Consider the following 14,465-nt stretch of genomic DNA (forward strand, 5'->3'; position numbering starts at 1 on the left):
GCCGAGGCCGTCGTCCTGCGCGTGGTGGTGGGCCTGGACGCGAAGACCGCCGCCGAGACGCTGGGCAAGCGCGCGGGTGCCGTACGCACCGCGGCGCACCGCGGTCTGAAGCGGCTCGCCGAGCTCCTCGGCGAGGCGGGAGTCGATCCGGAATCGGCCGGCGTCCTCGACGCCCTGCCGCCGCAGCGAGAACCGCGCGACCGCGCGGTGACGTCCGCGAGTGTGACGCCTACGCGCGCGCGGACGCAGAAGGACATGTGATGGCCGACGAGCAGTACAGGTGGCTGGACCGTGATACGGCGGAGCGTTTGCTGAGCGGAGAGCCACTGGACGCTGTCGACGCCGCCGCCGGGGACCAGGCCGCAAGGCTTGCCGAAACGCTGGGTGCGCTGTCCGTGAAACCCGCGCTGACCAGCGACGAACTCCCCGGTGAGGCCGCCGCGCTGGCCGCTTTCCGCAAGGCGCGGGCGGACCGGGACAGTGAGCGCGCCGACCTCGGTGCGCCCGGCCGTGCACACCCCTCCGACGCCGGGCTCGTGCGGATCGGCGGTCGCTCCCGTCGGCGTACGCCCGCTGTTCGCGGCCCGCGCTGGACCCGCCCCGTGCGGCTGGGGCTGGCCGCCGCGCTGGTCGTCGGCATGGTCGGCGGGGTGGCTGTCGCGGCCGGAACCGGAGTCCTGCCCACGCCCTTCGACGACGAACCCGGCCCGGCCGCCTCGGTCTCGGCCGCCGAACCACCGGATTCGGAGCGCCCGCTCGTCTCGCCTCCGTCGACGCAGGGCGGCGAGACCGGCGCGCCCACGCCCGACGCCACCACGAGCGGCCCCGCCGTCGAGGAGTCCACCCCGGCCGACAAGAACACGGCCGAGGGGCGGGACGGCGCCGAGAGCCCGGCCGGCCGGCCCGGCGGCTGGTCGGAGGCGGTCACCTCGGCGTGCCGTGATGTGCGCAACGGCAAGGAGCTGGACCTGGGCCGCAAGCGGGCCCTGGAGGAGGCGGCCGGTGGTGCGTCGCGCGTGGGGAAGTACTGCGACGACGTCCTGAAGAACGCCGGCGGTGCCGAGACCCAGGTCGACAAGGGCCGCAGCGACGGCGATGACGACGCCGGGAGCGGCGACAAGGACGACGAGGGCAACGGCGGCGAAGGCGACGACGACAAGGACAAGGGCGAGGACGACATAGCCCCCGGCATCCCCGGCGACCGGGACGGCGTGTCGTCCTCACCGTCGGCCTTCGCGCCCAGTCGCCCGGAGCAGCCGGCAACCTCGCCGCTGCCCACCGCCAGCCCGTCCCGCTCGGCCTTCTGATCTGCGGTTTCGTTCCGCATTGAACTTCTCGCCGCGCAGGGTGTGACATTTTCGGCCGCGGCGGCGCAGTACTGAATGAGCCGACTGGTCATCGGCCGTCGCACTGAGCCGGGGTTCCCCCCGTACCCCACGGCTCGTGCACCTCGGCGGGGGCGGGACACGTTCCCCCGTTCCCACCCGCGCCCCGAAACCCTCCCTCGCCTCACCAGTGCACGACGACCTTGTCGCCGTTGCGCACCTGGGCGAACAGATCCGCGATCGCCGCCTCGTCCCGCACGTTGACGCATCCGTGCGAGGCTCCGGCGTACCCACGGGCGGCGAAGTCGGACGAGTAGTGCACGGCCTGTCCGCCGCTGAAGAACATGGCGTACGGCATGGGCGAGTCGTACAGCGTGGAGTGGTGGTGCCGGGACTTCCAGTAGACCTGGAACTCGCCCTCCCGGGTGGGGGTGTACGACGACCCGAAACGCACCGGCATCGTCGAGACCGTCCGCCCGTCGATCATCCAGCGCAGGGTGCGGCTCGACTTGCTGATGCACAGCACCCGGCCGGTCAGACAGCGCGGATCCGGGGCGTCGGCGGGCTGGCCGCCCATCAGATACAGGTCCCACTGGCCCGGCTTGCGCGTCATCTTCAGCAGCCGCTGCCAGGTGACCGTGTCGGTCTCACCCGTCTGCGGCAGCCCACGCTTTCCCTGGAAGCCCCGGACGGCCTGCTCGGTCAGGTCGTCGTACGTCCCCGTCGGCCCGTCGAACAGCCAGGCGACCTGCCGCAGCCGCGCCTGCAGCTCACGCACGTCCCGGCCCGTGTCACCGGGTGACCAGAGGACCTTCGGCGGCTCGGCGGGCGGGGACGGGGTGCTGGATCTGTCGTCCTGGTCTTCGTCTTGGCGTTCGTCTACGTCTTCGTCTTCGGCGGGGTCGGAGGATGTCGTGGGCGGCGTCGCCGGCCTGGTGCTGGTGATGTCGATGTGCACCGGCCCGCGGGGCTTTCCGTCCGCGTCCACGGCCTGCGCGGTGCAGCCGCCCACCGTCACCAGCGCCGCCAGCGCGGCTATCGCTCTCCCCATGCCCGCAGTACGCATGACACCCCCCCGTCGTCTCACGGCCGCCCCACCCCAGGGCACCGACGTCACCTGAGATGTTCCCCGCGCATGACGGGTTGCGAACGGCGCGGCATCGTTATGAACAAGAAGTGAGTCGGTGCTCGGCGGGAGGCACACCATGGCGCGCGAGTCGGAGTCCGGACTGCCCATCGAGCCGGTGTACGGACCAGACGCCCTGGAGAACTGGGACCCGGCCGAGAAGCTGGGCGAACCGGGGTCGTACCCCTTCACCCGTGGCGTGTACCCGACGATGTACACGGGCCGCCCCTGGACGATGCGTCAGTACGCGGGCTTCGGTACGGCGACGGAGTCCAACGCCCGCTACCGGGACCTGATCGCCCACGGCACGACCGGCCTGTCCGTCGCCTTCGACCTGCCGACCCAGATGGGCCACGACTCCGACGCGCCCCTCGCGCACGGCGAGGTCGGCAAGGTGGGGGTGGCCATCGACTCGATCGACGACATGCGGGTGCTGTTCGGCGGGATCCCGCTGGACAAGGTGTCGACGTCGATGACGATCAACGCCCCCGCGGCGCTGCTTCTGCTGCTGTACCAGCTGGTCGCGGAGGAGCAGGGGATCGGCGCGGACCAGCTGACCGGCACAATCCAGAACGACGTGCTGAAGGAGTACATCGCGCGCGGGACGTACATCTTCCCGCCGAAGCCCTCCCTGCGTCTGATCGCGGACATCTTCAAGTACTGCAAGGCCGAGATCCCCAAGTGGAACACGATCTCGATCTCCGGCTACCACATGGCCGAGGCGGGTGCCTCGCCCGCGCAGGAGATCGCGTTCACACTGGCGGACGGCATCGAGTACGTCCGCACGGCGGTCGCGGCGGGCATGGATGTGGACGACTTCGCGCCGCGTCTGTCGTTCTTCTTCGTGGCGCGGACGACGATCCTGGAGGAGGTCGCCAAGTTCCGTGCGGCGCGCAGGATCTGGGCGCGGGTGATGCGGGACGAGTTCGGCGCGAAGAACCCCAAGTCGCTGATGCTGCGCTTCCACACACAGACGGCGGGCGTGCAACTGACGGCGCAGCAGCCTGAGGTGAACCTGGTCCGTGTCGCCGTCCAGGCCCTGGCGGCGGTGCTCGGCGGCACACAGTCCCTGCACACCAACTCCTTCGACGAGGCGATCGCCCTGCCGACGGACAAGTCGGCGCGACTCGCTCTGCGGACGCAGCAGGTGCTGGCGTACGAGACGGACGTGACGGCGACGGTCGACCCCTTCGCGGGCTCGTACGCCATCGAGCGGATGACGGACGAGGTCGAGGCGGCGGCGGTCGAGCTGATGGGCAAGGTCGAGGAGTTCGGTGGCGCGGTGGCCGCGATCGAGCGCGGCTTCCAGAAGGGCGAGATCGAACGCAACGCGTATCGGATCGCGCAGGAGACGGACGCAGGCGACCGGGTCGTGGTCGGCGTCAACCGCTTCCAGCTCGACGAGGAGGAGCCGTACGAGCCACTCCGCGTGGACCCGGCCATCGAGGCCCAGCAGGCGGAACGGCTCGCGAAGCTGCGGGCGGAACGGGACCGGGCGGCGGTGGACTCGGCCCTGGACGCGCTGAAGAAGGCGGCGGAGGGGAAGGACAACGTGCTGTACCCGATGAAGGAGGCGCTGCGGGCTCGGGCGACGGTGGGGGAGGTGTGCAACGCGCTGCGCGGGGTTTGGGGGACTTACGTGCCGAGCGATGCGTTCTGAGGGCCACGACAGGCGTAGGCCCGGCGTTTCGGTAAGCCGTACACAGCTGCGTGTGTGTACAGTTCTTATATGGAGATGTATCCGCTCGTGGAAGCGCGCAACCAGCTCGGGCAGCTCGTCGGCCGGGTCCGGCACGGGGGCGAGCACATCTTGATCAGCGAGTACGGCAAGCCTGCGGCAGCTCTGGTCCCGATAGAGGAACTGGAGGAGCTCGAGCGCCTTCGCGGTCAGGCCGACATCGCTGAGGCACGTGCCCGCGAGGCGGCTCCGGCCGGGCCGGCCATGACACATGACGAGTCCATGGCCCAGCTGGAGGCCGAGGATCGGCAGGCCGAACGGTGAGCTACACCGTGCGTGTGCTGTATCGACCGGACGACATCACCATCACCGTGCATGTCATCAAGGTGGGCCGGGTCGCCTGAGGAATCCGGAAGAGGAGTGTCACACCTCCGTGCGACACTCCTTTTCATGTTCGGTGTCATCGATCTGCCCACCTACCTCGCAGGACTCGTCCTGATCGTCCTGCTGCCCGGTCCCAACTCCCTGTACGTCCTCTCCGTGGCCGCCCGCCGAGGCGTCCGGGCCGGATACACCGCCGCGGCCGGCGTGTGGTGCGGGGACACCGTGTTGATGACACTCTCGGCTGCCGGAGTGGCGTCTCTTCTCCAGGCCAACGCCGTGTTGTTCGGCATCGTGAAGTACGCCGGTGCCGGGTATCTGACCTGGCTGGCGATAGGGATGCTGCGGGCCGCGTGGGGGATGTGGCGGACCCGGCGGGAGCAGCCCGCCGGCGACAGCGCGGCCGCAGTCGGCGATGAGCGGCCCTACCGCCGTGCCCTGGTCATCAGCCTGTTCAATCCCAAGGCGATCCTGTTCTTCGTCGCCTTCTTCGTGCAGTTCGTCGACCCGGGGTACGCCTATCCCGCCCTGTCCTTCGTCGTCCTCGGCACCTTCGCCCAGCTCGCCAGCGTCCTCTACCTCAGCGCGCTCATATTCAGCGGCACGAAGCTGGCCGCCGCCTTCCGCCGCCGCAGGCGCCTGTCGGCGGGGGCGACCTCGGCGGCGGGCGTGCTCTTCCTCGGCTTCGCGGCGAAGCTGTCGGTGGCGAGCGCATAAGCGCTCCGCTGGAAGCCTGTACGCCACCTGCGGGTGCGTTGTGGCTGGTCGTGCCCGCGCGGCGGAGCCGCATGTCGATACAGCCCCGCGCCCCTTTGGGGCGCTGTCGAACCGCACCGGACTTCGCCGAGCCTGCCTCTAGCTGACGCCCGGCTGCCCGGCGAGCTCCTGCGTCGGCGCCCGCCAGGCCGGCCTTCTCCGTCGCGTCAGCGTCGCGGTGACTGTCTGGCGGCGCGGGCGTTGACGATGGCGCGGGTCAGGACGGGCGGCAGCAGGTCGACCGCGAGGCGGCGGGTGCGGCTGCGCCGGTGCCGGTGCCGGGCCGGCCGGGTCGCCTCCGGCGCGGACGCTTTCCCCGGCCGCTCGGCCACGACGAGTTCGGGCTCGGGCTCGTCCGCGTGGCGGGAGAGCGGGAAGCCGGGAGCCTTCATGCCCCGGGACTTCAACCGTACGAGACGGTGTCCGGCCGCGTGCTGCACGCTGAGTGCGCAGTCGTCCCGGCCACGCACCATCGCCAGCAACTCCTCCTGCACGGGCCCGGGATCGCCCCAGGTGCCGTACAGCTTCTGCGTGCTCAGACAGATGGGCCGCAGCCCGCGCGTGAGCACGGCCTCCCACACGGCGACGGACACGCCGGGCGTGTGCTCGGAGCGGAAGTCGTCCAGGACGACGATCCCGTCGGGCAGCAGGACATCACGCGCGGCGCCGATGTCGTCGTACACATGCTCGTAGAGATGCGAGCCGTCGATATGGACGAACCGGCATGAGCCGGGCGCGACCTCCGAGGGCACCATCGAGCTGGGGCCCTGCACGATGCGGGGCAGTTCGTCATGGAAGGAGAGGTAGTTGATCTCGAAGGCCTGGCGGGTGAGTGCGCTGTACGACTTCGTCGACTCGGCGCGGTTGGCGTCGTCCGGCGCGTCGCCCTCGAAGAGGTCGCACACCGTGTACCGCTCGCCGTCCTGGAGACGGCGCCCCAGGAAGATCGCGCTCTTGCCCATGTAGACCCCGACTTCCAGCAGGTCGCCGCGGACTCCCGCGGCCTCCTGCCGGTCCAGGAGCCAGTTGAAGAGGACCTGGTCGAGTACGGGGAACCAGCCTGGAACATCGTCGAGCCGTCGGGGCCGCGGGGGTGCCTCATGTGCAGTGGTCATGGAAGGAGAACGCCCTTCCTCGTGCGAATGGTGCGGTCAGGGACTGCCCCAGCGCCTGCCCGGGGGGCCAACCTGCCCAAACCAGTCGACAGGTGAACAACGGGTCAATTCCCTACGTACCGTACGCCGACAGCGCCCGCCCACCGAGTAACCGACGCCCGTGGCTACCCGGTTACCCCGGTCCGTGCCGCGTACTCCACCAGTCCGACGCCCGTCTCACCCGCCCAGCCCACATAGCCGTCGGGGCGGACCAGGAAGACGCCGGTGCCGTACGTCTGGTGCGCCTCGTGCGCCTCGTGCGCCTCATGCGTCGGAACGCGGACCGTGGGGACGGGAAGCGCCGGAAGGTCCGCCTCCGTGCCCACGGTCAGCAGCGTCCAGTGCGGCCCACGGAAGACGTCGAACAGTCGCCCGTCTTCCGTGATTCCGTCCGGCGCGCGGTCACCCGCGCGGATCCCGGTGCCGGCGTCCGTACGGGTCTCCTCGGTGAGCGAGGAGTCGCGGTAGCCGAGGCCGAGCTGACGGGTGGCCTCGCCGCGTCGGGTCTCGCCCCGGTGCACGCGGGTCGACAGTCCGAGCATGTCGGCGGCGATCGGGCGGCGCTCCTCCTCGTAGGTGTCCAGCAAGCCCGCCGGGGCGTCCGCGCGCAGTACCGCGCCCAGCTTCCAGCCCAGGGTTGTAGGCGTCCTGGACGCTGATGTTCAGGCCCTGCCCGCCGGCCGGCGAGTGCACGTGTGCCGCGTCCCCGGCGAGGAACACCCGGCCTGCTGGGAACCGCTCGGCCAGCGCCGTCCGAGGTCGGAAGTTCGAGGCCCGGCGACGCGGATGCTGAGCAGGCCGGGGCCGCCCGAGGAGCCGGGAAGGCGAACAGGTTTCCGCTTGATCGCTGGAAGTGGTGATCAGGCCGTCAAAGGGCGTTCATGCATGTGAGGTTCGCACTACGGTGCTGGTCATTCGCGCGGCTGCCGTCGGGCGCCGTGCGGAACTGTGCACGCACAGGGAGCGGGGGTGGGATGGGGATGGGTGCACGCGGTAAGGGGCGGCAGGCGGGTGCGGGGCATGCCCGTTTCGTGTACCGGCGCGGGTGGCGCCGGGCGCGGCTCGCAGGCTGGCAGAGGAGTGGGCGCGGTGCCGGTGGGGGTGGAATGAGTGTGTGGCCCGCTCGCAGGCGGTGCACGCGCACAACCGGCCTCACCCGGGCGAGGAGTGGACGTGTGGGCCTGCGGAGTTGGACCGGATGCTCACCCGGGCACGCAAGGTCACGCCGTGGCTGCGGGCGGGCTCGTGCGTGCCGCAGCAGCAGGTGATCCGCGACTTCGGCCGGTCCCGTTCCAAGGCGCTCAAGGACATCGCGGCCGGGCTGCCGCCACGGCAGCGGGCGGGCCTGCCGCGTTTCAAGACCCGCAAGGGCAAACGCGCCTCGCGGCCGAGCCTGAACTACACCCAGCGCGGCTTCCGTCTCACCGCGGGGCGCCTGCACCTGGCCGGAGGCATCGTGCTGGGTGTGGTGTGGTCGCGCCCGCTGCCCGGCGCCCCGACCTCGGTCCGCGTGTACCAGGACAGCCTCGGCTAGCTGGTACGCGTCCTTCGTCGTACCCGCCCCAGTGAGCCGCTGCCCCCCCACGGGCCGGGTGCTGGGGGTCGACTGGGGCGTTGGCGTGGTCGCGACGACCACCAGCGACGCCCACGACCTGCCCCACCCCCAGTACGGGAAGAAGGCAGCTGCCCAACTGGCCCGCCATCAGCGGCAGATGGTCCGCCGCCGCCCCCGGAAGGGGCAGGCCGCCTCGCGCGGCTACCGTGCGGCGAAGCACCAGGCGGCGAAGGCGCACCAGAAGGTGGCCCGGCAGCGGCAGGACAGCGCCCGCAAGTGGGCCAAACGCGTGGTGCGCGATCATGACGTGGTCGTGGTCGAGGACTTCCGCCCCAGGTTCCTGGCGAAGTCGACAATGGCCCGCAAGGCGGCCGACGCGGCCATTGGCGCGGCGAAACAGGCCGTGGTGGAGATGGGCCGCAAGCATGGACGGGATGTGCGCCTGGTGGCTGCGGCGCACACCACGACGGACTGCGCGGCGTGCGGGGCGAGAGCCAAGCACCGCCTGCCGCTCAGCGAACGTATCTACCGGTGCACCACCTGCGGAGCGGTCGTCCCCCGGGACAAGAACTCCGCGTTCGTGATGCTCCGCCGGGCAGGTCTGGACCCGGCTGGTGTCGATCGCGTCAGACTCGACGGTCCGCCGGACCACCGAGCAGCGTGAGCCAGGAATCCCCCTTCCACTGGTAGGGAGAGCATTCAAGGCGTACAGCTACACCATCGGCCATGCCATCGAGGAACAGGCCATGGGCCCGGACCCGGCCGCGGGCGCCGAAGGTTACGACCTCGACGCCCGTGCCGAACGCCTGGCTGCGCACCCGCTGGCCGCGGCGGCCGGCCTCGAGATGTTCCAGGACCGCGACCGGGGCTTCGAAACCGGCCTCCGGGCGGTGATCGAGGGCATCGCGGCGACCCTGCGGGCCCCCGCGACACCAGACTGAGACAGCGTCAGACCTTCGACACCTGGACCTGCGTCAGTGACCGCCGCAGCAACGGCGTCGCCCACTTCTCCACATACCGGTTGAAAAGCCACGCCAGGGTCAGCATGATCGCCAGCGTGGTGGCCAGGGTCGCCCAGGACGTCAGGGCGAAGTCCCGGTGGAGGACCTCGATGACCGGCCAGCCCAGGTGCTCGTGGACCAGGTAGAAGGGGTACGTCAGGGCGCCCGCGACCGTCAGCCAGGGCCAGTCGGCCCAGCTCAGCCAGCCCAGCGCGACGGCCAGGACCGCGACGAAGCCGAAGGTGACGATCAGGATGATGACCGAGGCGGAACGGTAGGAGAACTGGTCCGGGTAGGGGCTGTGCCAGAGGCTGTCCACCGCCTCGTGCTGCCCGATCAGCCAGCTCACCGCCACGATGCCCCACGCGGTGACGTCCTGCCGGTTGCGGTACACCAGGTAGATGCCCATGCCGCCGATGAAGAACGGCGCGTACTCCGGCATCACGACCAGGTCGAGGAACGGCTGGTCGGCGGCCTTGGTGACGGCGGCGAGCAGGGTCCATACGGCACACAGGAGCACCACGCGCCGACGGTTGGCGCCCGGCAGCACGATGCACACGGCGAACAGCGCGTAGAAGCGGATCTCCACCCACAGCGTCCAGCACACGCCGAGCACCCGGTCCGCGCCCAGCGGCTGCTGGAGCAGCGTCAGGTTCACCAGCGCGTCACTCGGCGTCACCGCCTCATATGCCACCCCCGGCAGGGCGAACACGGCCGTCACCAGGACGACCGCCACCCAGTACGAGGGCATCAGCCGCGCGACCCGGGAGGCGAAGAACGACCGCAGCGGGCGGCCCCAGCCGCTCATACAGATCACGAAGCCGCTGATCACGAAGAAGATCTGGACACCGAGACAGCCGTAGGCGAACCACGAGTGCAACGTCGGGAACTGGACCTTCGGTGACGATCCCCACGCATGGGTGACCTCACCGCCCCGGCCGCCGTAATGATAGAGCGCGACCATCAGTGCGGCCAGCAGCCGCAGCCCGTCCAGGGCACGCAGCCGGCCTCCGGAGCTTCTCGTCCGCGGCCGGCCGCTCGCGGCCTCCCGCGGTCTCTCCGGCGCGGGAGCAGCGGGTCGGGGCTTCGCTGTGCTGACGACCGTCTCGGTCACGCTCGTATACCTCGGCTACCTCGTTTGTCCGCAGGCCTGTTCGGGCGCCCATCCTGCCCAATGCGCCCGTATCAGTCATAACCCCCGGAGGTGTCTGTCAATGCCCTTTGACGCCGCCCGCCACCCTAAACGTCGTTCGACGCAATTCCGTTCGACGGAAACACGATTTGCCCACCGGTCCCGAGCGGTTCACCTTGTCGTCGTATTGGTTTCTTACTGTTCTCCAATCCACCACGTTTACCCAGGCAGATCCTTGCCTGCTTCGTCATATCCAGAGCAGGAGCACCATGACGGTTCGCAGCAGATGGTCCCGTTCCCGAACAGGGGACCCGGCATCGGCGGCCACTGACGCCGGGCCGCCGACCGCACAGGTGAACCCGGCCGAACTGGAGGACTGCCTGCGTGCCTGCGCCGTCCACAGCGGCAAGCTCGTGGGCAGCCTCGACAAGCGTCGTACAGCGCTGGCCGAGAAGCTGCGCGAGCTGCTCGCCCTGTGGGCCGCACAGGAGCAGCCCCAGCCGGCCGCGACGGGTGCCGGCAGCCTGATCCGGCGCGGCGCCAAGGCCGTCAGCGGTAGCGGGCTGAGCAACGAACTCCTCGACGCACTCCTCGCCGTCGGCAACAAGGCCCTGGACTGCGGCTACGACGACGAGCTGAACCTCGCCCTGCTCATCAACGACACCGTGCTGACGCAGCGCAAGAACTCCCGCGCCGGCTGGCGGCTGCGCGGCCGGCTGCTCGAGGCGATGGGCCGCCCGGCCGCCGCCGTCGAGGCCTTCGACCGCTACCTGAGCCTCACCCAGGAGGACGGCTTCGGCGTCCGCGCCAAGGTGGCCGGCCTGCGCACCGCACAGGAGCGGCGCGGCGAGCTGCTCGCCCTGCTCGAGCGGACCGTCCCGGACGCCGCCGCCTTCGCCGCAGGCCCGACGACCGACGTGTGGGCCGAGGGCCTCGAGGCGCACTCCGCCGGCGACTGGGACGCCGCCCAGGCCCGCCTCGTGGGAGCGCTGCTGGCCATGGACCGCGCGGAGGCTCCTGAACAGGAGTTCCAGGAGGCGCTCAGCCACTACCTGGACCTGTGCACCGGCATCCACCAGCGGCCCACCCCCGAACTCACCGAGGCGATCGCCCTGTTCGCCGAACAGCGCCGCAACCGTATGCGCGGCCCGCTGTCCGACCCGCTGTTCGGCGGCCTGCAGTGGATCAGCCTCGGCGAGTTCCGCAACAGGATCGCCGGCAAGTCCGTCTGCCTCATCGCCAACTCCGGCAAGGTCGGGGAGAGTGCGATGGGCGCCGAGATCGACGCCTACGACCTGGTCGTGCGTTTCAACTCGTACAAGATCGACGCGGTGCACACCGGCAAGCGGACCGACATCCACGTCTCCATCCACAAGCACGGCTTCAACTGGGACCAGCCGGTCGACATCCGCCTGATCTTCGGCGGCATCTCCGGCGACTGGAAGTGGTCCCTGCGCAACCGCCTGGTGCCGGGCGCACAGAAGTACCTGGGCGACGAGTCGCTGCGCTGGCCCGTGCGCACCATCGGCAAGCTGGGCGCCGACGTGTGGCCCGCCATCCCGACCTCCGGCTTCAACATGCTCTGGCTGCTCGACTTCCTCGACGTCAGCCCGACCCTCGACCTGATCGGCTTCGACTTCTACGAGAGCGGTGCCTACCGCATCGACGCAGCGATGAAGATGCCCATCACCTCCGTTCACGAATACACCAGCGAGAAGGCGTGGGTCATGGAACGGGCCCAGAGCGTCTCCGGCATGAGGATTTCCCTGAGATGACCGCGACCCACATATCCGCAGCCGAGGCCCGCACCGCGGCCCCGGCCACCGATGCCCGCGCCCTCACCGGCAAGCGCCGTATCGCCTTCGCCAGCTTCGTGGACGAGAACTACCTGCCCGGTTTCCTCGCCCTGCTGCGCTCCCTCGCCCTGTCCAACCCGGGCGTGTGCGAGGACTTCATCGTCCTGCACGACGACCTCAAGCCGTCCTCCGTGGCCCGCATCCGCGCCCTGCACCCGCGCGTGAGCTTCCGTCGCGTCGACGCCGACCACTACGACTCCTACGCCAAGGGCGACCAGGACAACTACCTGGTCCGCAAGGCGTACTTCATCCTCGACGTCTTCAAGATCCGCGACTACGACACCGTGATCACCCTGGACACCGACATGGTCGTCCTCGGTTCGATCTCCGAACTCCTCTCGCTGCGCGAGGGACTCGCCGCCGTACCGCAGTTCTTCTACGGCCAGCACAAGCTCAACAGCGGCCTGCTCGTCATTCAGAAGGAGTACCTGAGCGACGAGTTCTACGCGAAGATCGACCAGGTCGGCCGCAGCGGCTCCTACGAGCTCGACAAACACGACCAGGGCATCCTCAACGCCGTCCTCGACGGCGACTTCGTCCGCCTCGACGCCAAGTACAACTTCGTCAAGCGCCGGCTGTCCGGCGACCTCCCCGTCCCCGACGACACCGCCATCCTGCACTTCACCGGCCGCCACAAGCCCTGGCAGGGCGGCGAGGCCGGCTACGAGCAGGCACAGGAGCGCTGGCGCGAGTTCGACCTCAGCGACGCCGAGCTGCAGGCCGCCTACCTCACCGGCGGCGGCACCATGCACCACGACCTGCTGGTGCACTTCGGCACCCCGCACGTCGAGCGCACCGGCCACGTCGACACCGCCCGCCGCGTCGCCCACGCGCACATCGCCAAGGGTGACTACCAGGCCGCCGTCGACATCATGGAGCGCGTCCACATCCCCATCGACGAGGCCTGGCCGCACGAGGTCTACGGCCACGCCCTGATGAGCGTCTCCCGCTACGAGGAGGCCAGGGCCCAGCTGCTGCTGGCGACCGCCGCACCCAACCGCGCCGCGACCGCCTTCGCCCGCCTCGCCCAGATCTCCTGGGTGCACGGCGACGACGCCACCGCGCAGCAGTACGCCGTCCAGGGCCTCACCGTCGACCCCACGCACCGGGCCAGTCGCATCTGGCAGCAGCGCACCCTCGGCGTCCCGACCCAGCAGTCCGGCAGCCCCGCCGAGCAGCTCGCGCACGTCGCCTTCTACATGGACCGGCAGGGCAACGCGGGCGACAAGCTGCTCCCGGAGAGCGTGCGCCTCGGCTTCGACCCCGACACCACCAGCCGCCGCTGGCACTCGGTGCACGCCCACCGCCTGTTCGACGAGGCGGCCCTGGAGCGCGTCAACGCCCGCCGCGGACTGGTCATCGGCGGCGGCGGCCTGTTCATCCCGGACACCATGCCCAACGGCAACAGCGCCTGGCAGTGGAACGTCCCCGACGAGCTGCTGAAGCGCATCGACGTGCCGATCGCGGTGTACGCCGTCGGCTTCAACGCCTTCGACGGACAGTCCTACCGCGCCCAGCGGTTCCGGGAGTCGCTGCGTCTGCTCGTCGAGAAGTCCGCCTTCTTCGGGCTGCGCAACCACGGCTCGATCGAGAAGGTACGGGCCATGCTCCCGGCCCACCTGCACGACAAGGTGCGCTTCCAGCCCTGCCCGACCACGGTCACCCGCCAGCTCGTCGCGAACTGGCAGGACCCGGCGAGGCGCGACGACACCATCCTCATCAACGCCGCCTACGACCGCGCGGGGCTCCGCTTCGGCCACGACTACGGCTACTTCCTGGCCCAGATGGCCAAGGCGGTCAGGGAGCTCGGCAACCTCGGCGAGGTGCAGTGCGTGGCGCACTCGCTCGACGACGAGAAGCTCGCCTTCGACCTGCGCCGCGAGCACGGCGTCTCGATGCCCGTCATCCCGATGTACGACTTCGAGAACGACGAGATCCGCGACCTGTACGCCAGGACCAGGCTGGTCATCGGCATGCGCGGCCACGCGGGCATGATCCCGTTCGGCTGCGGCACGCCCATCATCAGCCTGATCTCGCACCCGAAGATGGCGTACTTCCTGCGGGACATCGAGCGCCCCGAGTGGGGTGTCTCCGTGCACGACCGCAACCTCGCCGCCCGCCTGGTGGAACGCTCCAAGGACCTGCTCAAGGACCATGCGGCCACCGTCGCCGACGTACACGGCCGACAGCAGGAACTGTGGAAGGTCACCGAGGCGAACGCGGCGGATCTGCGGGTGATTCTGGGCGGCTGAGGCCTGACGCCTGGCGACTGCCCTGGCCAACGATGCCTCGACGGGGCGGCCGCCGGTCACCGTACTGGTGGCTGGCGGCCCGCCTGGCGCCTCACCGGCGACCTGCACTGCGCCCTCGCCGCCGGGCGCACCGGCCGCTGGGGCGGCTACTCCCCGCCGGAGGGGAGTCTCCGTGAGTCCCGGCCGAACACTCCGCGTTGGCGGGCCGTCTTCCTTCCTGTTCCCTTCGGCCTGGTCCTGGTCGTGATG

At 70.2% G+C, this 14,465-nt stretch carries 11 protein-coding genes and 2 pseudogenes; 9 read left to right on the top strand and 4 right to left on the bottom strand.

Translation table 11 applies throughout. The annotated features are described in order from the left end of the window. Both ACTWQJ_RS00645 and ACTWQJ_RS00650 read left to right on the top strand, forming a co-directional pair. Window positions 1-261 (top strand): RNA polymerase sigma factor (locus tag ACTWQJ_RS00645; protein WP_443304635.1); only part of this gene is annotated, 261 nt, incomplete at its 5' end. Then, window positions 261-1,307, top strand: coding sequence for a hypothetical protein (locus tag ACTWQJ_RS00650; protein ID WP_443304636.1), 1,047 nt, complete (start codon window positions 261-263; stop codon window positions 1,305-1,307). The genes ACTWQJ_RS00645 and ACTWQJ_RS00650, both read left to right, overlap by 1 nt. Window positions 1,308-1,509: 202 nt before the next feature. Here the strand turns inward: ACTWQJ_RS00650 and ACTWQJ_RS00655 are convergent, their stop codons facing one another. Beyond that, window positions 1,510-2,376 (bottom strand): L,D-transpeptidase family protein, encoded by an 867-nt coding sequence (locus ACTWQJ_RS00655; RefSeq protein WP_443304637.1) that lies wholly within the window; start codon window positions 2,374-2,376, stop codon window positions 1,510-1,512. Window positions 2,377-2,530: 154 nt separating this feature from the next. Here ACTWQJ_RS00655 and ACTWQJ_RS00660 point away from each other — a divergent pair, with 154 nt between their 5' ends. From ACTWQJ_RS00660 to leuE, 3 genes are all read left to right on the top strand, one after another. After that, on the top strand, window positions 2,531-4,111 hold the full coding sequence (locus ACTWQJ_RS00660; RefSeq protein ID WP_443304638.1) for an acyl-CoA mutase large subunit family protein: 1,581 nt from the start codon (window positions 2,531-2,533) through the stop codon (window positions 4,109-4,111). 69 nt (window positions 4,112-4,180) lie between these two features. Beyond that, window positions 4,181-4,453, top strand: coding sequence for a type II toxin-antitoxin system Phd/YefM family antitoxin (locus tag ACTWQJ_RS00665; RefSeq protein WP_443304639.1), 273 nt, complete (start codon window positions 4,181-4,183; stop codon window positions 4,451-4,453). Between the two features lie 126 nt (window positions 4,454-4,579). Continuing rightward, window positions 4,580-5,227 carry a leucine efflux protein LeuE gene (gene leuE, locus ACTWQJ_RS00670; protein WP_443304640.1) on the top strand — a complete coding sequence of 216 codons (648 nt, stop codon included), beginning with the start codon at window positions 4,580-4,582 and terminating at the stop codon, window positions 5,225-5,227. A 206-nt stretch (window positions 5,228-5,433) separates the two neighbouring features. On the opposite strand, the gene ACTWQJ_RS00675 is transcribed toward leuE, so the two are convergent. Together ACTWQJ_RS00675 and ACTWQJ_RS00680 are read right to left on the bottom strand one after the other, a co-directional pair. Next, window positions 5,434-6,381, bottom strand: coding sequence for a class I SAM-dependent methyltransferase (locus tag ACTWQJ_RS00675; RefSeq protein ID WP_443304641.1), 948 nt, complete (start codon window positions 6,379-6,381; stop codon window positions 5,434-5,436). A gap of 164 nt (window positions 6,382-6,545) precedes the next feature. Beyond that, window positions 6,546-7,200 (bottom strand): annotated as a pseudogene (locus tag ACTWQJ_RS00680) (FAD-dependent monooxygenase); the annotation flags it as partial. A 200-nt stretch (window positions 7,201-7,400) separates the two neighbouring features. On the opposite strand from ACTWQJ_RS00680, the pseudogene ACTWQJ_RS00685 reads away from it, so the two are divergent. Both ACTWQJ_RS00685 and ACTWQJ_RS00690 read left to right on the top strand, forming a co-directional pair. Continuing rightward, a pseudogene (locus ACTWQJ_RS00685) lies at window positions 7,401-8,639 on the top strand (RNA-guided endonuclease InsQ/TnpB family protein). Then, entirely contained in the window at window positions 8,590-8,916 is a 327-nt protein-coding gene (locus ACTWQJ_RS00690) for a TetR/AcrR family transcriptional regulator C-terminal domain-containing protein (RefSeq protein ID WP_443304642.1), read from the top strand. Before ACTWQJ_RS00685 ends, ACTWQJ_RS00690 begins: the two are co-directional and overlap by 50 nt. Before the next feature lie 7 nt (window positions 8,917-8,923). Here ACTWQJ_RS00690 and ACTWQJ_RS00695 read toward each other — a convergent pair whose 3' ends face one another. Continuing rightward, window positions 8,924-10,090 carry an acyltransferase family protein gene (locus ACTWQJ_RS00695; RefSeq protein ID WP_443304643.1) on the bottom strand — a complete coding sequence of 389 codons (1,167 nt, stop codon included), beginning with the start codon at window positions 10,088-10,090 and terminating at the stop codon, window positions 8,924-8,926. Between the two features lie 287 nt (window positions 10,091-10,377). On the opposite strand from ACTWQJ_RS00695, the gene ACTWQJ_RS00700 reads away from it, so the two are divergent. Together ACTWQJ_RS00700 and ACTWQJ_RS00705 are read left to right on the top strand one after the other, a co-directional pair. After that, entirely contained in the window at window positions 10,378-11,883 is a 1,506-nt protein-coding gene (locus ACTWQJ_RS00700) for a glycosyltransferase family 29 protein (protein ID WP_443304644.1), read from the top strand. Continuing rightward, complete coding sequence (locus ACTWQJ_RS00705) at window positions 11,880-14,216, top strand: glycosyltransferase (protein ID WP_443304645.1); 2,337 nt, start codon at window positions 11,880-11,882, stop codon at window positions 14,214-14,216. The genes ACTWQJ_RS00700 and ACTWQJ_RS00705 overlap by 4 nt, the downstream gene beginning before the upstream one ends. Window positions 14,217-14,465 lie beyond the last annotated feature (249 nt).

This window comes from Streptomyces sp. KR55, from assembly GCF_052245645.1.
GTDB classification, from domain to species: Bacteria; Actinomycetota; Actinomycetes; order Streptomycetales; family Streptomycetaceae; genus Streptomyces; species Streptomyces flavusporus.